The organism is Actinomadura sp. 3N508, from assembly GCF_044326375.1.
Lineage (GTDB): Bacteria > Actinomycetota > Actinomycetes > Streptosporangiales > Streptosporangiaceae > Spirillospora.
In genome coordinates this window covers 279648-300479 of record NZ_JBIRAX010000001.1, presented here as the reverse complement: position 1 = coordinate 300479, position 20832 = coordinate 279648, and the positions used below count along the sequence as shown (strand labels likewise).

General features: G+C 70.3%; 18 protein-coding genes. 10 read left to right on the top strand and 8 right to left on the bottom strand.

Going from position 1 to position 20832, the window contains the following annotated elements:
* Positions 1–5: 5 nt before the first annotated feature.
* Positions 6–515, bottom strand: coding sequence for a GNAT family N-acetyltransferase (locus ACH34S_RS01255; RefSeq protein ID WP_395950467.1), 510 nt, complete (start codon positions 513–515; stop codon positions 6–8).
* A gap of 91 nt (positions 516–606) precedes the next feature.
* Here ACH34S_RS01255 and ACH34S_RS01250 point away from each other — a divergent pair, with 91 nt between their 5' ends.
* Together ACH34S_RS01250 and ACH34S_RS01245 are read left to right on the top strand one after the other, a co-directional pair.
* Positions 607–1791, top strand: coding sequence for a serine hydrolase domain-containing protein (locus ACH34S_RS01250; protein WP_395950466.1), 1185 nt, complete (start codon positions 607–609; stop codon positions 1789–1791).
* Between the two features lie 170 nt (positions 1792–1961).
* On the top strand, positions 1962–2774 hold the full coding sequence (locus tag ACH34S_RS01245) for a thioesterase family protein (protein ID WP_395950465.1): 813 nt from the start codon (positions 1962–1964) through the stop codon (positions 2772–2774).
* Positions 2775–2810: 36 nt separating this feature from the next.
* On the opposite strand, the gene ACH34S_RS01240 is transcribed toward ACH34S_RS01245, so the two are convergent.
* Together ACH34S_RS01240 and ACH34S_RS01235 are read right to left on the bottom strand one after the other, a co-directional pair.
* The gene (locus ACH34S_RS01240; RefSeq protein WP_395950464.1) at positions 2811–3587 is read right to left on the bottom strand and encodes a hypothetical protein; all 777 of its coding nucleotides are present in this window, start codon (positions 3585–3587) and stop codon (positions 2811–2813) included.
* A gap of 81 nt (positions 3588–3668) precedes the next feature.
* Positions 3669–5291, bottom strand: coding sequence for a class I adenylate-forming enzyme family protein (locus ACH34S_RS01235; RefSeq protein WP_395950463.1), 1623 nt, complete (start codon positions 5289–5291; stop codon positions 3669–3671).
* A 318-nt stretch (positions 5292–5609) separates the two neighbouring features.
* On the opposite strand from ACH34S_RS01235, the gene ACH34S_RS01230 reads away from it, so the two are divergent.
* The gene (locus tag ACH34S_RS01230) at positions 5610–6242 is read left to right on the top strand and encodes a toll/interleukin-1 receptor domain-containing protein (RefSeq protein WP_395950462.1); all 633 of its coding nucleotides are present in this window, start codon (positions 5610–5612) and stop codon (positions 6240–6242) included.
* A 25-nt stretch (positions 6243–6267) separates the two neighbouring features.
* Here the strand turns inward: ACH34S_RS01230 and ACH34S_RS01225 are convergent, their stop codons facing one another.
* The 5 genes from ACH34S_RS01225 to ACH34S_RS01205 form a co-directional block, all read right to left on the bottom strand.
* Positions 6268–8133: an SPFH domain-containing protein gene (locus ACH34S_RS01225; RefSeq protein WP_395950461.1), complete on the bottom strand. Its 1866-nt coding sequence runs from the start codon at positions 8131–8133 to the stop codon at positions 6268–6270.
* On the bottom strand, positions 8130–9566 hold the full coding sequence (locus ACH34S_RS01220; RefSeq protein WP_395950460.1) for a toll/interleukin-1 receptor domain-containing protein: 1437 nt from the start codon (positions 9564–9566) through the stop codon (positions 8130–8132). The genes ACH34S_RS01225 and ACH34S_RS01220 overlap by 4 nt, the downstream gene beginning before the upstream one ends.
* Before the next feature lie 230 nt (positions 9567–9796).
* A complete protein-coding gene (locus tag ACH34S_RS01215; protein WP_395950459.1) occupies positions 9797–10873 on the bottom strand; it encodes a hypothetical protein in 1077 nt (358 codons plus the stop codon).
* Between the two features lie 125 nt (positions 10874–10998).
* A complete protein-coding gene (locus ACH34S_RS01210) occupies positions 10999–11625 on the bottom strand; it encodes a DUF6082 family protein (protein ID WP_395950458.1) in 627 nt (208 codons plus the stop codon).
* A 155-nt stretch (positions 11626–11780) separates the two neighbouring features.
* On the bottom strand, positions 11781–12296 hold the full coding sequence (locus tag ACH34S_RS01205; RefSeq protein WP_395950457.1) for a hypothetical protein: 516 nt from the start codon (positions 12294–12296) through the stop codon (positions 11781–11783).
* A 676-nt stretch (positions 12297–12972) separates the two neighbouring features.
* Between ACH34S_RS01205 and ACH34S_RS01200 the strand changes: the two genes are divergently transcribed.
* Genes ACH34S_RS01200 through ACH34S_RS01170 form a run of 7 tightly spaced genes read left to right on the top strand, consistent with a single transcriptional unit; the run spans position 12973 to position 20640 of the window.
* Positions 12973–14151, top strand: coding sequence for an NADH:flavin oxidoreductase (locus tag ACH34S_RS01200; RefSeq protein ID WP_395950456.1), 1179 nt, complete (start codon positions 12973–12975; stop codon positions 14149–14151).
* Positions 14152–14170: 19 nt separating this feature from the next.
* Positions 14171–15826 (top strand): AMP-binding protein, encoded by a 1656-nt coding sequence (locus ACH34S_RS01195; RefSeq protein WP_395950455.1) that lies wholly within the window; start codon positions 14171–14173, stop codon positions 15824–15826.
* A 9-nt stretch (positions 15827–15835) separates the two neighbouring features.
* Positions 15836–16999, top strand: coding sequence for an acyl-CoA dehydrogenase family protein (locus tag ACH34S_RS01190; protein ID WP_395950454.1), 1164 nt, complete (start codon positions 15836–15838; stop codon positions 16997–16999).
* Positions 16996–17955: a bifunctional MaoC family dehydratase N-terminal/OB-fold nucleic acid binding domain-containing protein gene (locus ACH34S_RS01185; RefSeq protein ID WP_395950453.1), complete on the top strand. Its 960-nt coding sequence runs from the start codon at positions 16996–16998 to the stop codon at positions 17953–17955. The genes ACH34S_RS01190 and ACH34S_RS01185 overlap by 4 nt, the downstream gene beginning before the upstream one ends.
* Positions 17955–19040 (top strand): acyl-CoA dehydrogenase family protein, encoded by a 1086-nt coding sequence (locus tag ACH34S_RS01180; protein WP_395950452.1) that lies wholly within the window; start codon positions 17955–17957, stop codon positions 19038–19040. Before ACH34S_RS01185 ends, ACH34S_RS01180 begins: the two co-directional genes overlap by 1 nt.
* On the top strand, positions 19037–19468 hold the full coding sequence (locus ACH34S_RS01175) for a MaoC family dehydratase (RefSeq protein WP_395950451.1): 432 nt from the start codon (positions 19037–19039) through the stop codon (positions 19466–19468). Before ACH34S_RS01180 ends, ACH34S_RS01175 begins: the two co-directional genes overlap by 4 nt.
* Positions 19465–20640, top strand: coding sequence for a lipid-transfer protein (locus tag ACH34S_RS01170; protein WP_395950450.1), 1176 nt, complete (start codon positions 19465–19467; stop codon positions 20638–20640). The genes ACH34S_RS01175 and ACH34S_RS01170 overlap by 4 nt, the downstream gene beginning before the upstream one ends.
* Positions 20641–20832 lie beyond the last annotated feature (192 nt).

Genomic DNA, 20832 nt, shown 5'->3' with positions numbered 1-20832 from the left:
AGGTGCTAGGCGGCCGGGCGATCCTGCCCGTAGACGTGGACTCGCTGCCCCCGGTACTCGGTGTCGCGAAGGTGGCGGTGGCCGATGCGCTCGGCCACGGCGATGGAACGGTCGTTGCCCGGCAGGATCAGCGAGATGACCTGCTCGGCCGCCAGCTCGGTGAAGCAGTACGCGAGGGCCGCGCGCCCGGCCTCGGACGCGTAGCCCTTCCCCCAATGGCGGCGGGACAGGCACCAGCCGACGCCCAGGCCGGGGAAGCCGTGCGGCCGCCACGGTCCGGCGCGTCCGGCGAAGCTTCCCGTCGCCTTCTCGACCACCGCCCAGTGCGAGTAGCCGCGGATCTCCCGGTGGCCGATGAACGTGGCGAGGCTGCGCCAGGCGTCGGCCCGGCCGGTGCCCACGCTCTCCGCGAGCCCCGTGGCCACCTCCGGGTCGGCCAGCATCGCCGCGTAGTCGTCGAAGTCGTCGCCCGTCAGCGGCCGCAGGACCAGCCGCTCCGTCTCCAGCACCGTCATGATCACAGTGTGCCGTCCCCGGCGGGAGGGACCCGTATTTCCATCAGCCGAGGGACGACGCCGCGCGATGATCTCCGTAGCGTCCTGGGGCATGAGAGCGAACCGCATCCCCAATGGCACCGGAAAGGGCACGGCCGCGCTCGTGCTCGCGCTCGCCGCGATGGGCGCCGTCAGCGCGTGCGGCGGCGGCGCGGGGACCGCTGGCATCGGCCTGCGAGGAGCAGAACAGGGTGCGCGGGAGCGCACCGACCCGTCCATCCAGCGCTTTCTGGAGGGAACGCTGCCCGAGGGCCCGGGCGGCACGGTCGTCGCGGCCCGCGACGGAAAGCTCGTGCACTGCGCCGGTTTCGGCTTCGCCGACCGGGAGCGGAGGATTCCGGCGCGCTGCGACACCGCCTACGACGTCATGTCCATCACCAAGCAGTTCACCGCCGCCGCCGTCATGAAGCTCGAAATGGCGGGCAGGCTGCGGGTGACCGACCGCATCGGCGAATTCCTCGGTCCGGTCCCCGCGGACAAGCGCCAGATCACGCTTCACCATCTGCTGACGCACACCGCGGGCCTGGACGACGAAGACGTCGGCGGTGACGACTACGATCCGGTCTCGCGCGATGGAATGCTCAGCGCCGCGCTGAAATCGAAGCTCCAGTCCGCCCCGGGCGCCGAGTTCCACTATTCCAACGTGGGGTACAGCGTCCTGGCGGCGATCGTTGAGAAGGTCTCGGGCGTCGGCTACGAACGCTTTCTCGCCGAGCACCTGTTCGCACCGTCGGGAATGACGCGGACCGGGTACGTCCTGCCCCGATGGGAACGTGACCAGGTCGCGGTGGAGTACGACGAGACCGGCACGTCGCAGGGGCGGCCCTACGAGCACCCATGGGCCGCCGACGGGCCCCACTGGTACCTGCGCGGCAACGGCGGCCTGCTCTCCACGCCGCGCGACATGTTCCGCTGGCATCGCGCGCTGGAAGGCGACCGGGTCCTTTCCGTGCGCGCCAAACGCGCGATGTTCAAACCGCACGTCCTCGTCGGGGAGCGGGACGGCGACAGGTTCTACTACGGGTACGGCTGGGGCGTCGTCCGCACCGGGGACGGCCGGCGCGCAGTCGAACACGATGGCGGCAACGACTGGTCGTTCGGAGAATTCGCCCGCTTCCCCGACCACCGCACGATGGTGTTCTGGATCACCAACCACGCCTACCGCGAGGGGAAATGGAACCTTCAGGAGCAGAACAGGGAACTGACCCTCGGAATCGAGAAACGCGCCCGCGACTGACCGGCGCCGGATGCCGCCCGTCACCTCGGGGTAGGGCCGCGGCGACATGGCATCCGGCAGGCCGGGGAGGCGGGGGAGCGGGACGCGAGCGGATGCGTCGCGTCACGCGGCTCCGCGTGAGGACTGAAATCGGGTCGAGGACGGCGGGAGATGCGTTTTAGAGTGCCCGTGTGAGGGATCTCGCGGTTGATGCGGCGGTGTCGGGCGGTAACGGACGCTACACCGCCGAGCTGGTGCCCGACTGGTCGGCGTGGGGTCCGGTCGGCGGTTACGTGGCCGCCATTCTCGCGCGGGCGGCGCTGGCGCACGGAACGCTTCCACGGGTGGCGTCGCTGTCGTGCCATTTCCTGTCGGTCGGACGGTTCGCGCCCGTCGACGTGGAAGTGACGACTCTGCGCCAGTCGAAACGGGCCGAATCGGTGCGGTGCGCCATGCGCCAGGACGGGACGGCAGTCGCGGACGGCCTGATCTGGCTCGCCGCCGACCACCTGGACGGACTGCGCCACGACGTCGCGACGATGCCGGACGTACCCGACCCGCACGAACTCCGCTCGTTCGCCGAACTGGACCCCGACCCGGACCCTCCCCCTCCGCCGATGTGGAACAGCATCGAATGCAGACCCCTTGTGTGGCATGAGGATCTGGAAAACCGTCCGGACTCGGACCCGTATTACGGAGCGTGGTACCGGTTCCCCGGGCACACCACCGATGACATGGCGCGCCAGCTCGTCATCCTGGACACGATCGCCTGGGCCGCGGTCTGGAGCACGCACCCGCCGAGCAGCGGATTCATCGCCCCGAACCTCGACCTGAACGTGCAGTTCCACCGTCCTGCGGTGGAGTCGGAATGGCTGTTCGGGGAGGGCACCGCGGACGTGGCGGAGAACGGCCTCATCGGCTTCCGCAATCGGATCTGGTCGGCCGACCGGAAACTGCTCGCCTCGGCGTCCGGCCAGCTGATCTGCCGCCCGGTCCGCGCCTGACCCGGCGGCTCGCGGCCCAGGCGATCCGCGCGCGGCTCAGGCGGTCTCCGCGCGGAGCATCCGCAGGAACGCCTTGATCCCGGCGATGACCTCCTGGTTGTCGGTGAGCCGCGCCACGGTCTCCTCGAACTGGCGGCCCATCGCGTCCAGCCGCCGGTCCAGTTCACCGGCACGCCGCGACGCGATGCCGGACAGGTCCGCGAGGCTCCGCTCCGCCGCGAGGTCCGCCGAATGGAGCTGCTCGGTCGTGGCCCGCAGATTCTCCGCCTGAACCTCCAGGAATTTGACCCGTTCCTTGAGTTCGAGGACGTCCTCACGCGGGAAACGCACTTCCTTCAGCATCGTGTTGAGCCGCCTGCGCAGATGCGCGAACCACGCCCCGGCAGGCCGGAACGATGTGCTGACCAGGTAGAAAGCGGCGAAGTAGTATCCGACCTCGGCGCCGGAGAAATAGGTGACGGCGGCGACGAGCGCGGCGGAGAGCACGTGCGCCCCGACCGCCGCCGCCCTCATCCGCGCCGCGATCCGGCCGGCCTCGCCGTCGGCGCCCTTGGGAACGTCCAATCCCCGATCCCGGCTGACGCGGATCTCCTCAAGAAGGGCGAGCGCTTGGAAATACACGTTCCACGGGACGGTGAGCAGCAGGACGAGCCACGCCAGGCACAGCGCGCCCGCCCCCACCGAAAGTGCCACCGGCAGCGAGATGTCCTTGACGAAGAGCAGGACGACCGCCGATACGACGGCGACCAGAATGGCGAGCGACAGCAGCTTCTTGGACACGTCCAGGCTCCCGAAATGGCGAACATCGCGCACTGAGGACCACTATGGTCGCCCCGGTCAGCGCCGCACGGCATCCGCGCATCTACTCAATTTCCAGGTGAGTAGGGCGTCCGCTCAGGGAAGGCTGGATTCGACCTGCGCGCGCAGCACTTTCCCCGTCGCGTTCCGGGGGAGCGGTTCGGCCCGGACATGCCAGCGGGACGGCACTTTGAAGTACGCGAGCCGCTCACGCACGAATTCCGCCAGCTCGTCCGGCGCCGGCTCGGTGCCCGCGACCACGACGACCGCCGCGACCTCCTGCCCGAGGTCAGGATGCGCGACACCGACGACGACGCACTCCCGCACCCCCGGATGCTCCGCCAGGACGTTCTCGATCTCGGCCGGGTAGACGTTCTCGCCGCCGCGGATGATCAGGTCGGAGCGCCGGGTGGTGAGCCGGAGCCGCCCCTGCTCGTCGAGGATCCCGATGTCGCCGGTGCGCAGCCAGCGATCTTCATCGAAGGCCCGCGCGGTGGCGTCCGGATCGCGCCAGTATCCGACCATGTTGTAGGCGCTGCGCGTGCAGACCTCGCCCTCGACGCCCGCCGGCACCGGCCCGCCGTCCGGGCCGCGGATCTCCAGCTGGACGCCGGGGGTCGGGCGGCCCAGCGTCCCGGGCGACTCGGCGAGGTCGGCGGGCGTCGCGACGGTGACGCCGGTGCACGACTCGGTGAGGCCGTAGCTGTCGACCAGCGCGTTCTTCGCCGGCGGGAACACCGCGCGCAGCCGCTCCTTGAACGCGGGCGAGGACGGCGCCGTGGCCAGGGAGAACGCCGTCAGGGACGAGACGTCGTACCGGGAAAGGTCGCCGTGCTCCACGATCCGGTGCGCCATCGTCGGGACGGCGCCCCAGTTCGTCACCCGCTCCTTCTCGATCAGCCCGAGGACCGCGTCCACGTCGAAGCCGCCCTCGTGCATGATCACGGCGCTGCCGGTGGCGAGCCGCGGCACGGCCAGGTTGTGCAGGCACGCGATGTGGAACAGCGGCAGCGCCAGCAGGTAGCGGCGGGCCGCCGGGTCGGCCGGATCGCCGAACGCCCGCGCCAGCGCGTCGTTGAACCGGTGGTACTCGATCACCGAGGTCAGGTTCCGGTGCGAGTGGACGGCCCCCTTCGGCCGCCCGGACGTGCCGCTCGTGTAGAGGATGACCGCCGGATCGTCCTCGGCGGCGTCCGGGACGTCCAGTGCCGCGTCCGGATACCGGGAGATCAGCGACGCCACGTCCGCCTCGACGGTCAGCACGTTCCCGGGCGTCCGCGCCGCGCGCTTCCCGTCCGCGATGACCAGCTTCGGCTCGGTGTGGCCGACGGCGTACTCCACCTCCCGCGGCGCCCACCAGGCGTTGTAACCGACCGCGACACCGCCCGCCGCGATCGTCGCCCAGAACGAGACGATCCACTCGGGGCTGTTGGCCGCGTTGATCGCGATACGGTCGCCGGGCCGGACGCCCAGGTCGTCCCGCAGCGCCTTCGCCATCGACGCGACCGCCGCCGCATGCTCGGCGAACGTCAGCCGCCGCGACGAGGTGACGATGTAGTCGCGGTCGCCGTAGGAGGACGAGCGGGCCAGCACCTCGCCGAGACTCCGGGCCCGGTTCGCGAAGACCGGCATCCGCGCGCCGAGCACGTCCTCTTCCCGCAGCTCGAACTCGCCGCCGGGCCCGGTCAGCATCCGGACGATCTCCATCGGACTGGACACCCGCGACCTCCTCGTGCGCACCGAACGGCCCATTCTCCGTCTCCGATCGCAGGCGTCACCGTCCCGTACCACTCACCGGGACGTGCGCGAAGGACCCCATCGGGACATTCACGTCGCCCGACCCCAGCGTTCGCTGTCACCGGATATCCCTTTGATCAATAAACGGGTTCCTCGCGTGAGTTGTCTTCCGCCCCCCGCGAATGGAAACCGCTGTTGCATTGGTGCAACGGTCAAATAATCTGGTTTCGTGGCAGCCATGGTCCCGGCATTCGATGACTCCGACACCGACGTCGCCGCCGTCCGGCCGGGGCCGCGGTGATGGCCGACCTCTCGCTGGTCATCACCCTGGTCAGCACGGCGGCGGGCGTCGTCGCCGCGACGGCGGGCGTCGTCGGCAGCGTCCACGCGGTCCGGCAGTTCCGGCTGTCGCGCGCCACGACACCGCCCGCACCCCCCAGCCCTCCGCCGACTTCCCCCGCGCCCCCCACCGGAGCACCGCCCGCCGTTCCCGCCGTTCCCGCCGGGGGGCGGCCCGGCGATGAGCGGGACGTGTTCGTCGCCTACTCGCGCGACGACGAGACGTGGGCCAGGGGCCTCGCCGTCCGGCTGGAGGCGGCCGGGTTCACGGTCTGGCTCGACGCCTGGGACGTCGGCGCGGGCGACGTCTTCGTCGAGCGGGTCGAGGCGGGGATCCGCGGGGCGCGGAACGCGCTCATGATCGTCGGAGCGCGCACCCCGGACGAGCCCGTGACACGGCAGGAGTACGCCGCGCTGATGACCCGGTCGATCGAGCGTGGCGTGCGGTTCATCCCCGTCGTCCATGGCGCCGGTGAGCTTCCGGTGTTCCTCGCGGGGCGCCGGTGCGTCGACTTCCGCGATCCGGCCCCGTTCGAGGAGAGGTTCGACGTGCTGGTCCGGGCCCTGCGCGGTCAGCGGCCCGCCCGCGTGTGAGGTCGCGAGCGCGGCGACCGCCCGGTCAGGCGCCCTTCTCCGTACCGGCGCCGTCGCCCCCCTCGTGTGGGCCTGGTGGCTCGTCCCACAGGTCAGGGTCGCCTTCGGACGCCGCCACCTGCGGAACGGGCGGCGCCTCGGCGACCGTCTTCGGGGGCTTCTCGGCGACGCGGAGCTGTTCCAGCAGGTTGCGGACCAGGTTCATCGGCATGGACTCCAGGTAGCCCGACAGGTCGCCGCCGATGTAGTTCGGCACGGGCAGCTTGGACATGTCCTGGATCATCCGCGAGAGCCGCACGTGGTCGGCCCCGAGCAGCTCCGCCTCCGCCTCGATCTGCAGGATGAGGCGCTTCTTCTCGGTCGCCATCCGCGTGAGCTCGATAGCCTGCTCGGCGTCGGCGTGCTTCATCTGCCTGGCGAGGAGGTCGCCCCGGGTGTCCTCGCTGAAGATCCGCTGCCGCTCGTCGTAGTACACCTGGTCCAGCGACCTGACCCGTTCGATGTTGGTGCGCACCGCTTCCACGCCCCACGCCTTGAGCGCGTTGCGCACCTGCGCGCTGAGGTTCGTGCGGATGTCGAGGATGCCCGACAGGAACTCCTTCACCGTCGAGTCGGCCGTGATCTCCACGAAATAGTTCTCCACGGTGGCGCCGAGGACCCGTTCCACGAACCGCTGGACGGGCTGCGGGTCGTGGGTGAGCGCGCCGCCGGCCAGCCGCCCCGCGTCCGGGGAGCTGCCGAACTCGCTGACCAGCCGCGGCGCCGCGGCGGACGGAATACGCAGGGACTGGGAGACCTCGACCCGCAGCCGGATGCCCTGGCTCGTCTCCAGATCCAGCTCGTGCAGCCGGGCGTCGTAGTTGCCCTGCTTGGCGGAGTCCTTCTTGTTCCACTCCATGTTCAGCAGGAACGTCGGCACCAGCAGCACCTGGACGAACCATGGGTTGAGCGCGTACTCCGAGCCCTCCTTGAGCGTCTCCTGCTGGACGCCGCGGCGCCCGCCGCGATCGATGAACTCCCAGGCCAGCCGGAAGTTGCGATGCCCGTCGACGCGCTGGCCGACCTTCTCGCTCTCGTCGGGGTCGCCCCCGTCGCGGGTGATCACGACCCCGGTGTGCCCCACCGGGATGGACGTCAGGACGAGCTGCTCGGCGACCAGCCCCTCCCGGCGCGCGCCGAGGTTCTCGGTGGTCAGCACCTCGAATATCTCCGGGTTGATGTCGTAGAAGGTGCCGCCCGCGAGCACCGCGAGCTGCCGTCCCTGCTCACCACCGTCCAGCAGGAACTTCGCGCCGTTCTGGAAGTCCTCGCAGGGGACGTGCCGGGCGAACGGCTGACCGGCCTCGCGGACCTTTCCGGCCTTCGCCTTCACCAGCCCGACCGTCCCGTCGGGCACGTACGTGCGCGGCACGGTCCGCACCGAGAACAGCGCGGTGTTGATGGCGTAGGAGGAGCCGCCCGGCAGCGTGACCGCCTGCGGCCCCTCCTCACCGCCGCCCAGCAGGAACTTCGCCCCGTTCTGGAAGTGGTCGCAGTCCTCCGCGGGCGGCAGCGCCACGGGCCGATCGCGCGGACGCTTCCTGCCCTCCAGCGCGACGACGAGGCCGATCATCCCCTCCGGGACCTGGATCCGCGGGACGACCTCGACGGTGTAGAGCCAGGGCATCAGCCATTTCGGCCGCTGCGCGGGGAGGGTGGTCGCCAGCACGCCCCGCGCGGTGTCCGGCACCACGTTCCGGTAGGTCGGGTCCGGGTGCGGGCGGCCCCACACGCGCCGGACGATGCCGACGTGGTCGACGGGCACGACACGGCGGCCCAGCCAGCAGACGTAGCCGGTCCCCGCCGCTCCGGCCACCAGCACGAACAGGAACAGGAAGGTGGTCACGGTCACGGTCGGACTCCGCACTCTCGTAGCCGGGTGTGGACGGTCAGCACGGTCTGGGTCCAGTCGTCGTACCAGTCCATGCGCTGTTCGCCGCGCGGGTTGCGCAGCGTGGGGAAGAAGCCGGGCCGGCCGCGGGCGCGGGCGGCGAACTCGCGGTAGGCGGGCACGGCCTCGTCGGCGGAGACGCGCCAGCCGAGCTCGGTCGACAGGGCGAGGAAGCCGGCGTGCCCCCTGCCATCGACGGGTGCGATGTCCGCCTGGGCGCGGAACCCCATGCGGCCGTCGGTGGCGGCGGCCCACAGCTCGTCCACCCCGGCCAGCAGGTCGCAGGACAGCCGGGCGGCGTCGCGCCGCCCCAGCACGCCGGATTCGAGCCGGTTCGCGGCCTCCAGCAGCAGCGTCGTCGTGAGCAGGTCGGCGTGTTCGAACTCGCGCTCGGCCAGGGCGGCGCGCAGCCGCTTCAGCGCGAACGGCGCCGGGATGCGGCCAGGCCGGCCCGCAGACGGCCGGAACGCCGACGCAGACGCAGCGGACGGTTGCGGCGCGGACGGCAGCTCCGCCTCCGGCAGGGGACGCCCGCTCAGCGACGCCTCATGGAGCGCCACGAGATGCGCGAGGGGCCCGTCGCCGAGCGGCTCGCCCGCGCACCACAGGTCGGCCAGCAGGTAGTGCCTCCGCCCGGCGACGAGCACGGGGAAGAGCGGCCGCTCGTGCCACTGGGCTTCGAGGATCATGCGGGTGACGTCCTCGGAGTCCTGCGCGGCCGGGGACATCACCACCGCGACCACCGTCGCGTGGCGGAGCTGCTGCCGGGTCGTCCAGACGAGGCGGTCCCCGGGGCGCAGGCTCCGGACCGACCAGACCGGCAGGCCCGCCTCGTGGACGCGCTCCACCAGGCTCCGGCCGTATTCGGCGTCGGCGGGGGCGTAGCACACGACGACGGAACGCCGCTCGGGTTCGCGCAGGGGCCGGGGAGGTTCGCGGAGCACGTCCTTCTCTGGCAGCCCGGCGGCCGTGGCGCCGCCGCGGAGGGTGTCCGCCACCCCGGCCACCAGGTGATCGAACTTCTCGCCGCCGGGCTCGGCGTCGGCGAAATCCACCCAGGCCCAGTCCCGGGCGAAGGGCGCTATCGGCGCGCCGCCGAACGTCACCGGGATGAACGGCAACCCCTTTTCCGCGCAGGAGCGCAGGAGCGCGTCGTACTCGGTGAGCGCCCAGCGGTCGCCCGCGAGCCCGGGGCCGAACACGGCGATTCCCGCGGTGGTGTCACGGAGCGCCTGTTCCAGCGAGTGGACGACGCTGTCCCCGGGGAGGACGAGCTCGTCGAAGAACGCGTCGACCCCGTACCTGTGAAGCTGCCGCCACAGTTTCCGGACCCATTCGGCGTCCGCCCTTCCGTACGCGAGGTAGAGCTCGACCAATAGAGGCCCCCCGTTCACGTCCGCCAATTGACGTCGCCACCAGAGTAAGCGGGCCCTTCCCATAGAGGGGCTTGATCGCGTTTGTTTGCCTTATCCGGTCAGCACGAAACCGACCAGGCCTGGACCGTTTCCTGCATATGTTCTGGCCGAATCGTGTTCCGTGACGCGGATGGTGAAGCTGAGGCCGGGGAAATGGGAGTAAATGTCCGGTCTCGGGAAATGGGCCCGGGCGGTCACAGCCGAGGCGGCTAGGACCGCCGCGATTCCGTGACCTGGTCGGCCGAGGGCCGGGTGACCGTCCGGCCCGGTGCCGCCGACGGCGGGTCGTCACCGTCCGACGTCAGCGCCGTCACCGCCGCGACCAGGACGAGGACCACGACGATGGCGATGGCGATGGCGCAGCCCGCCCGGACGGCGACCGGCACGTCCTGTCGCACCGGAGGCACCGGCGGAGGCTTCGGGATTGGACGGACGAACGCCGCCGCCCACGCCGCCAGCGCCCCGCGCCCGCGCGTCTCCCAGTCCGGGCCGTAGGCGGCAGCGGCCAGCGCGGCGACCCGCGCCGGTGTCAGGTCGCGCGGCGGCTCCTTCGCCAGGGCCCCGGCGAGCAGCGGGCGCACCGGGGCGGGGACGTCGTCCAGCGGCGGCGGAGCCGTCGTGTGCGCCGCCATCAGGCTGAACGGAGCCGCGCGCGGGAACGGAGGCCGGCCGGTGAGGCACTCGAACAGGACGCAACCGAGGGCGTAGCGGTCGGTGTCCGCCGAGACCGGCGCGTGGCCCCATGACTCGGGTGCCCGCCGCAGCAGGTCGGGTTCCTCGACGGCCCCGAGGGCCAGCCCCGCGAGCAGCACGCGGCCGTCCCCGGTGACGAGGATCCGGCGCGGCGTCACCGCGTTGTTCCGGACGCCGGCGGCATGCGCGTCGGCCAGCCCCGCCGCCGCGTCCATGGCCACGACCAGGGACGCCTCGGCGCCGAGCGGCCCACCGCGATCGAGCAGCCGCCCGAGGCCGACGCCCGGCACCGCGTCATACACGAGCGCCCCGCCCGCCCCGAGACCCACATACATCCCGGGCCTGCGCAGCCGGGGATCCGCCACGAAGCGCCGGAACGGGAGCGTTCTCCAGTGAGGAACGTCCACGAGCCGAGCCAGGTCAGCGCTGAACGCCGCATACCGCAGGCGATCGGTCAGCGCACGCATCGGCACATACCGCAGGACGACGCGCTCGCGGGTCTCCTCGTCCTCGGCAAGGACGACCGCCTCACCGAACCGCGCCAACTCCCCGTACCCCGGCGCAATGAAAGGCCCCACGAACCGACGCCCCATCGGCGACCTCCTCGTCGGGCCAAGTCTTCCGTGCCCGCAGGACCCGCGCACACCACTGTCCGCTTCGGGACGGCTACGGCAGGGCGCCGATCGACCTGCGGCGACGGCCCGGACGCCGGTCTGTCTTACGTCTCGAAGTAATCCTCCGGTGCGACGCCTGGCATCAAAGCAACCGACTTCTCGTACTCCTCGGCGACCACGTCCCGATAGCGGAGCATTAACGAGTCGCTCTCGCCGGGACCGGCCAGCCAGTGATCGCCGTGATCTCTCCAATACGCACGGGCCGCCTGGCCACGCATAAGCGAAGCGAGTCCGGGCCGCACGGACATCTCTGAAAGACCTCGCGTCACGAAGACCATGTAGTAGTACTTCAACACAGCGTTCACGTAGAACTCGCGACGGAATTCGTCACGCGTATAGGTGTGCTGACCATGAGGTGGCTCGCCTGCGGTGAGCAGCGTGTCATCGCCCAGGGCGGCCTTGATTATTTCGAGCTGCATTGAGAAGGCATGCTGCTCGCGCGAGGCTCGCGAATCCCGAGTCTGCAGGTAGATCGAATAGGCCACCGCAGCGAGCGCCACGGAAGAGGTCGTCGTGGCCACCAAACTGTACGCCTGGCTGACATCGCTGAGCTTCGCCCAGTCGCCGCCCAGCCCTGAAAGTGCTGACAGCACAATCGGCGGCAGCACGATCGCGCCAATGATCAGGGTGACGGCCCCGCATATGAATAAGCCCCGCGTCCATCTGGCCACTGCAGTCTCCGAACCACTCGGCGTCCGACTCCCCGCTCTTAGAGTCGCGTCCTTGCCCACCGGTTCCTGCCATGTAGCCCGGCGGACCGGTCAGCCCGACGTCCTGCCGAAGCTCCCGAGCCGCCTAGCGCCGGACTCGGTGCGCCCGCCGCCGGCTAGTCGGCTGTGAGGCTGCCCGGGTGCTCCCCTCGGTACGGTATCCAGCGGTATCCAGGCTGAAATGGGACGTAATCGTCGCCGAGGCCCAACTCGCTGTGGAGTCTCTCGCAGAGCACGAGCCCCGAAAGGCTGCCATCGGCGAGCTCCCCCATCCACTCACTTTTGAGTTCAACGGGGTCCAGCAGCGGTTCTGGATCCCAGCCGACCTTGGCGGTGAGATATCCGTCGAACGTCGCAAGCAGCTCGTACAGCTGATGCCCCAGCTCAGTGAACTCGGCGGCGGTGAGCTGGAATCTGGGCAGGCTGCCGTCCAGAGCGACGCCCCAGCCAACGGCCACCGGCAGGACGGAGAGCTCGACGTAGGAGCCTGCAGTTGTCAGCAAGGGTCGATGGAGAGGGATGCGATGGGCCCCCGCGTGAAGGTTTTCTAGCTTGGAGGCGGTAAGGAATGCAGCCCGTGCCGCCGTGGCGTTGTCACCGAAGTTCACCACGAGTTCGAAGCAGATCGCCACGGCTTACCTCCGATTCCGCTGTCAAACGCCGTCATTCAGCCTGCGGCTGCCGCCCTTCGATAACGCGGCTCTCGCCGCGCGAGACCCCCGTGCGGGCCGCTTCCTCAATGGCATGCCGCCCGCTGCCGACGACGGCCAGGAACACGATCATCCACCAATGAGCCATCCGGGCGCGCGTGTCCGAGGGGAGGGTGCTCGCGACGCGGGCGGAGCGGGTGATCGCGTGTGATGGGGCGCGGTTCCAGTGGGGTGGGGAGCGCGGCATGTGCTCGGCGAGGTCGGGCGCGAGGACGCCGCGGCGGAGCGGATCGTCCTGGTGCTGCGCCAGTTGGGGCGGTGGTCGTGATGGAGTGCGGTCCCGCGAACGTCCTGGACGAGCGGTTCCTCGCGGTGTGCACGGCCCCGGCGCAGGTTCGGACGCTGGTGGAGTTGCGCCTCCGCCGTCCGGCGCACGCTCGATCAGGAGATCCGGGTCAGGCTCACGCACGAGGTGCGCGGGGTGCTGTCCGAGGTGTGGGACGCGTCAGACCTCATGCCGGTGCGCAAGTGGGATGAGCAGGGACTCGGTGGCAGGGGGTGGGGCTGAGTGTCGGGGGTCGTCGCTCCCAGTCAGCGGGATGTTCGGTGTTCGCGGGCGTGCCGCTGATTAACGTCGGGGTTCGGACGGAGGAGCTGGATGGAGGAGCCGATACCCGACGTGCTGGCCCCTGCGAAGCTGGGGCCCGTCACGCTGCGGAACCGTGTTGTGAAGGCGGCGACGTATGAAGGGCTCAGCAAGAGGAGTCTCGTCACTGACGAGCTGATCTCATTTCATGTGCGGCATGCGGCTGGTGGTGTGGGGATGACCACCGTCGCGTATTGCGCGGTCGCGCCGGATGGGCGTACCGATCGCAAGCAGGTTCTTTGGACGGACGAGGCCCTGCCTGGGCTGCGGAAACTGACTGAGGCCGTGCACGGGGAGGGCGCGGCCGTTGCTGCGCAGATCGGGCATGCGGGGCCTGTTACGAATCCTAAGGGGAATGGGCTGCCTGCTATTGCGCCCAGCCGGCGTTTTCATCCGATGGGTGTGGGGTTCACAAAGGCGGCTACGCATGCTGATCTGGAGCGGGTCGTCCAAGGGCATGCGCATGCGGGGCGGATGGCTATTGAGGCCGGGTTTGATGCGGTTGAGATCCATCTCGGGCATAACTACCTGGCCAGTTCGTTTCTCAGCCCGAAGATCAACCGTCGGAAGGACGAGTACGGCGGGTCGCTGGCGAACCGGGCCCGGCTGTCGCGGGATATCGCTCGGGCCGTGCGGGATGCGGTCGGGGACCGCATTGCGATCACTGCCAAGCTCAACATGGACGACGGTGTTCCCGGCGGGTTCTGGCTGGACGAGGCCATCCAGGTAGCGCAGTGGCTGGAGGCGGACGGGTCGCTCGACGCCCTCGAACTCACGGCCGGCAGTTCGCTCCTCAACCCGATGTACCTGTTCAAGGGCGACGCGCCGATCCGGGAATTCGCCGCCGTCATGCCGCAGCCGCTGAGGCTCGGCGTGAAGCTGGTCGGCCGCCGGTTCCTGCGCGAGTACCCGTACGAGGACCTCTACCTGCTGAAAGACGCCCGGCAGATCCGCGCGGCGGTGCAGATGCCGCTGATCCTGCTCGGGGGCGTCACGGACAAGGCGGGCATGGACACCGCCATGGCGGAGGGCTTCCAGTTCGTCGCGATGGCGCGGGCGCTGCTCCGCGAACCCGACCTGATCAACCGCATCAAGGACGAGCCGGACACGAAGTCGCTGTGCATCCACTGCAACAAGTGCATGACGGCGATCTATGGCGGGACGCGCTGCGTGCTCGTCCAGCCCATGTGAGCCCCGGGAGGCGCGACAAGTGCGAGACGAGACGATCGCCGGGATGCTGCTGGCCAGGCTGGGGGACGACCGGGCCGGCCTGCGCAGCCGCGAGCGGACCTGGACGTGGGACGAGGTCGTCAGGGCGAGCGCCGCCCGCGCCTCGCTCGCGCGTGAGCTTCGCCAGGACGGACCGTTCCATATCGGTGTGCTGCTGGAAAACGTCCCCGAGTACGTGCTGTGGCTCGGCGCGGCGGCGCTGAGCGGGGCGACGATCGTCGGGATCAACTCCACGCGGACCGGCTCCTATTTGGAGGAGGAGGTCCGGCACACCGACCTCCAGCTCGTCGTCACGGATCGGGAGGGGCTGCGGCTGCTCGGCGGGCTCGATATCGGGGTTCCGCGTGAGCGGTTTCTGGTCATTGATGAGGACGACTATGCGGCGGTCGTTCAGGCGCACGCCTCCGAGCCTCAGGTCGACGCGTCTGTTACGCCTCAGACGCAGATGTTGTTGCTGTTCACGTCCGGGACGACTGGCGCGTCTAAGGCTGCGCGGTGTTCGCAGGGGCGGCTTGCCGAGCTGGGGCGCAACAACAGCGCCAAATACGACATCACGCGGGACGACATCAGCTACTGCTCGATGCCCCTCTTTCATGGCAATGCGTTGATGGCGTTGTGGGCTCCTTCGCTGGCTGTGGGCGCGACCGTTGTTCTGGGGCGGAAGTTCTCCGCGTCTGGGTTCCTGCCGGACGTGCGCTTCTACGGTGCGACGTTCTTCACCTACGTCGGCAAGGCCATCGGGTATGTCCTGGCTACGTCGGAACGGCCGGACGACAAGGACAACACCCTCACGCACGGATTCGGCACGGAGGCGTCCCCCGAGGACAAGCGCGAATTCCTGCGCCGCTTTGGCGCGACGCTGATGGAGGGCTACGGGTCCAGCGAGAGCGCAGGGATGATCAAGCGGGTACCGGGTACTCCGGCGACCGCGTTCGGGAAGCCCGCGCGGGACGGCGTCCGGATCGTCAATCCGGAGACGCGCGAGATGTGCGCCCCGGCCATTCTGGACGAGCACGGCCGCGTCACCAACGCCGAGGCCGCGATCGGCGAGATCGTCGACGTGGACGGCGCCGAAAGGTTCGAGGGCTACTACAAGAACCCCGAGGCCGACGCCGAACGCGTCCGGCACGGCTGGTACTGGACGGGCGACCTCGGCTACGTCGACGGCGACGGGTTCCTGTACTTCGGCGGACGGTCCGGCGACTGGATCCGCGTCGACTCCGAGAACATCTCCGCGCTGCTTACCCAGAACGTCGTCCGGCGGCATCCGAAGATCGTGGACGCGGTCGCTTTCGGCGTCCCCGACCCGCGGTCCGGGGATCAGGTGATGGCCGCCATCGAGATCCCCGACGGCGTCGAATTCGAGGATCTCGGCTTTCCCGCGTTTCTCGCCGTCCAGGACGATCTCGGCACCAAGGGCGCGCCGCGGTTCGTGCGGGTCTCACATGCGCTGCCGACGACCGGGTCCGGGAAACTCAGGAAGAAGGAAATGCAGCTCGAAGGCTGGCGCACCGCCGACCCCGTCTACCGGTGGGCCGGGCGCGGCGCCCCCGAATACGCCCTGATGACCGAGGCCGACAAGGCGGCGCTCCGCGACGAGTTCGCCGCAGCCGGACGGCAGCGTTTCCTTCCGTGAGGGGTTCTGATGGATCTGCGTGAGTCCGCGGCGCACAGCACGCTGCGCGCGGAATTGAGGGCGTACTTTGCGGATCTCCTGCCCCCGGACGTGCGGCGCCGGGCCGGTGAGCAGGGCGTCGGCGGGGAGCGGTTCCGCGAGATCGTCAAGATGCTCGGCAACGACGGCTGGCTCGGCTACGGCTGGCCCGAGGAATTCGGCGGGCAGGGCAAGTCGATCGCCGAGCAGTTCGTGTTCTTCGATGAAGTGCAGCGGGCCGGGCTGCCGTTCCCGTTCGTCACGGTCAACACGGTCGGGCCGACGCTGATGCGGTACGGGTCGGAGGAGCAAAAGCGCGCCTACCTTCCCGGCATCCTTTCCGGCGACATCGTTTTCGCCATCGGATACACCGAACCCGACGCCGGAACCGACCTCGCGTCGCTGCGCACGAAGGCCGTCCTTGACGGTGACCAGTTCGTGGTGGACGGCGGCAAGGTCTTCACCAGCGGCGCCAACACCGCCGACCACATCTGGCTCGCCGCCCGCACGAACCCGGACGCGCCGAAGCACAAGGGCATCTCCATCCTGATCGTCCCGACCGACGCCGACGGGTTCTCCTGGAGCCCGATCCAGACCGTCGGCGGGATGATCGTCACGGCGACCTACTACAACGGCGTCCGGGTGCCCGCGTCGTCGGTGGTCGGGGACGTCGACGGCGGCTGGACGCTCATCACCACCCAGCTCAACCACGAACGGATCGGTCTCGCCGCGCTCGGCGGGCGGATGATCCGCCTGTGGGAGAACGTCCGCGACTGGGCCCGCGACAACGGCGCCATCGACCTGCCGTGGGTCCGCGCCGACCTCGCCCGCACGTACGCACGGCTGGAGGCGATGCGGCTGATGAACTGGAAGATGACCATGGCCGTGGAGGCGGGAACGCTGACCGGCGCGCAGGCCGGAGCCGCCAAGGCGTACGGGACCGAGACGCACATTGAAGTCCAGCGCACCCTCACCGGAATCCTCGGCGCCGCCGGACGGATCCGTCCCGAATCGCCGGGGGCCGTGCTCTACGGGCAGATCGAGCAGCTCTCCCGGCAGGGCATCGTGAACACCTTCGGCGGCGGCGTCAACGAGGTGCTCCGCGACATGGTCGCCGTCCAGGGCCTCGGACTCCCCAGGTCGAGGCGCTCATGACCGGCTACGAAACCCGGCTGCGAGCCTGGGCGGGACGCGAGCTGGTCGCCCGCCGCCGGGGCCAGGACCCGGTGAACGTCCCCATGATCCGCCACTGGGTCGAGGCCATGGGGGACGACAATCCCGTCTACCTGGACGACGACGCCGCACGCGCCACCGGACGCGACGGCATCGTGGCGCCCGCGTCGATGATGCAGGCGTGGACGATGCGCGGCTACGCGGCGTCCGTGCGTCCGGCAGCCGGGCCCTCCGCCGCAGATGAGTTGGACGCGCTGCTCGCCGAGGGCGGTTATACGTCCGTCGTCGCCACCGATTCGGAGTTCGAGTTCCACCGCGAGCTGACGCCCGGCGACCACGTCAGCGTCGAGGAGACCGTCGAGTCGATCTCGCCGGAGAAGAAGACGGCCCTGGGCACGGGACGCTTCATCAGCACCATCAAGACGTACCGGGACGCGGCAGGGAACGTCGTCGCCACCCAGCGCTGGCGAATCCTTCGTTTTCGCCCGGCCGAGAAACCGAAGCCGGAGCCGGAGCCGGAGCCGCAGGCGTTGCGCCCACGCCCTGCGATCAACCCGGACAACGCGTTCTGGTTCGAGGCCGCCCGCGAGCACCGCCTCGTCATCCAGCGCTGCGCCGAATGCAAATCGCTGCGGCACCCGCCCGGCCCGGCCTGCCCGCAATGCGGTTCGTTCGACTGGGGCACCGTCGAGTCGACGGGCAACGGCCACGTCTACACCTATGTCGTCAACCATCACCCGCGCCATCCGGCCTTCGACCATCCCCTGATCGTCGCCGTGATCGAGCTGGCCGAGGGGACGCGCCTCATTGCCAACATGGCGGGCGTCGCCCCGGACGATGTCGAGATAGGCATGCCGGTCGTCCTCGACTGGATCGACCCGGACCCCGACCTGTCCCTGCCGGTGTTCCGCCCGGCCGACGCTAAGCAGGAGCGCTGATGGACTTCGTCCTTGGCGAAGAGCTGGAGGCCGTCCAGGAGCTGGCCCGGCAGATCTTCACCGGCCACGCCACACCGGAGCGGATCAAGGCGGCAGAGCAATCCGAGACCGGCCTCCTTGACGCACCGCTCTGGGCGGCCCTCGCGGACGCGGGCCTGCTCGGCATCGCGCTGCCCGAGGACGCGGGCGGCGCGGGCCTGGGCGTCGCCGGGCTCGCGGTGCTGCTGGAGGAGCAGGGCCGCGTGGTCGCGCCCGCGCCGATCTGGCCGGCGGTCGTCGCCGCGCTCACCATCGCCGAACACGGCTCGCCCCAGCAGCAGCGAGAAATCCTGCCCGCCCTGGTGGACGGAACCGGACGGCTGACCATCGCGCTTGAGGAGTTCGCCCCGGCCGACCCCGCCGTCCCCGGCTGCACGGCCGTCCGCGACGGAGACGGCTGGCTTCTGACCGGTGCCAAGGCGGCCGTCCCCACCCCATTCGGCGCGAGCCACATCCTGGTCGCGGCCGGTTCGGCTGACGGTGGTCCCGGGCTCTACCTGCTCGACGCCTCCACGCCCGGTGTCTCCTGGGAACGTACCCGGACTACCACCTGCGACAGCGCCGGGCAACTCATCCTGGACGCGGCGCCCGCACAGCCCCTCGGCGACGGTGCCCTCGCCACCGCGCTGCGCCTCGCACGCGTCGCGCTCGCCGCCGTCCAGGTCGGTGTGGCGGAGGGCGCGCTCCGCCTCGCCGCCGGCTACCTGGCCGGACGCGAGCAGTTCGGCCGCCCGCTCGCCACCTTCCAGGCGGTGCAGCACCAGCTCGCCGACTGCTACATCGAGATCGACGCGCTCCGCGTCTGCCTCTGGCACGCCGTCTCCCTGATCGCCGCCGGGGAGGACGCCGAGCCGGCCGTGCTCGTCGCCAAATGGTGGTCGGACGAGGGCGGGCTGAACGTCGTCCACCGCGTCCAGCACCTGCACGGCGGCATCGGCGTGGACGTCGACTACCCGGTGCACCGCCATTTCCTGTGGGGCAAGCAGATCTCCGGCACGCTCGGCGGCGCGTCGCAGGACCTCGAACTGCTGGGGGCCGCACTGTGAACCGCAACCGCGACCGCGTGTTCGAGGACGTCGCGGTGGGGGAGGAGCTGCCCGCGCTGAGCATCCCGCTGACCCGGACGATGATCGTCGCGACCGCGCTGGCGAGCCGCGACTACCAGGACGTCCACCATGATCCGTCGCTCGCGGCCGAGCGCGGCTCCAAGGACGTCTTCATGAACATCCTGACGACGAACGGCCTGGTCGACCGGTACGTCACCGGCTGGGCCGGGCCCGCCGCCGTCGTGACGGCCATCAGGATCCGGCTCGGCGCGCCCAACTACCCCGGCGACACCATGGTCCTGACCGGCACCGTCGCCGCCAAGCACCCCCAAGACCGCCGCGTCGAGATCGCGGTGCGCGGCGTCAACGCCATCGGGTCGCACGTGACCGGCACCGTCGTCGTCCGGCTGAAGGGGAGTGGGGCATGAGCGTGCTGCCGGGGGCCGCCGCGATCGCCGGGATCGGCGCGACCGAGTTCTCCAAGGAGTCCGGACGCAGCGAGCTGCGGCTCGCCTGCGAGGCCGTGCTCGCCGCCGTCACCGACGCCGGGCTCGAACCGTCCGACGTGGACGGCATGGTGACGTTCACCGCCGACACCAGCTCCGAGATCCACCTCGCCCGCAATCTCGGGATCGGCGAGCTGACGTTCTTCTCCCGTGTCGGGTACGGCGGGGGCGCCGCGTGCGGCACGGTCCAGCAGGCCGCGATGGCGGTCGCGACCGGTGTCGCCGACGTCGTCGTCTGCTACCGCGCGTTCAACGAGCGCTCCGGCGTCCGCTACGGCCTCGGGCAGGCCGACCGGCCCATGGACGTCAGCGCCGACCGCGCCGCCTATTCGTGGATGACGCCGTTCGGGCTCGCGACGCCCGCGCAGTGGGTCGCGATGTTCGCTCGCCGCTACATGTACGAGTACGGCGCGACCAGCGCGGACTTCGGCCGGATCGCCGTCGTCGACCGCATGCACGCCGCGCGGAACCCGGCCGCCTGGTTCTACGGCCGCCCGATCACCCTCGACGACCATCAGGCGTCCCGCTGGATCGCCGAGCCGCTCCGGCTGCTCGACTGCTGCCAGGAGAGCGACGGCGGCCAGGCACTCGTCGTCGTGTCCGCCGAACGGGCCCGCGACCTGCCGCACCGGCCCGCGCTGATCTGGGGCGCGGCGCAGGGGTCCGGCAACGACCAGCACATGATGACCAGCTACTACCGCTCCGAGATCACCGGCATCCCGGAGATGGGCCTGGTCGGACGGCAGCTCTACGCGCAGTCGCGCCTCACCCCGGCCGACGTGCAGGCCGCGATCCTCTACGACCATTTCACGCCGCTCGTGCTGCCGCAGCTCGAAGAGCTGGGCTTCTGCGCCAGGGGCGAGGCCAAGGACTTCGTCGCCGACGGCAACCTCGAACTGGACGGACGGCTCCCCTTCAACACGCACGGCGGGCAGCTCGGCGAGGCGTACATCCACGGCATGAACGGGATCGCGGAGGCCGTCCGGCTGCTCCGGGGCAGCTCGGTGAACCAGCCGGGCGACGTGCACAACGTCCTCGTCACCGCGGGGACGGGCGTCCCGACCAGCGGCCTGGTCCTCGGAGCCGGCATCTGAACGGACGCCACGACCGGACCGCTGCCGCCCCGAATCGTTCCGTACAGGGCTCGTTAGCAAGGGTTTCATCGGCCCGTCGCGCCCGCGTACCGGCGCCTGCCGACGGCATCGTCGCAGGTCATGCCGTGTGCGGCCGGGGCGCCTACGGCACCATCCGCCCAACCGCGCCGACGCCTTGGGCAAAGCGTGACA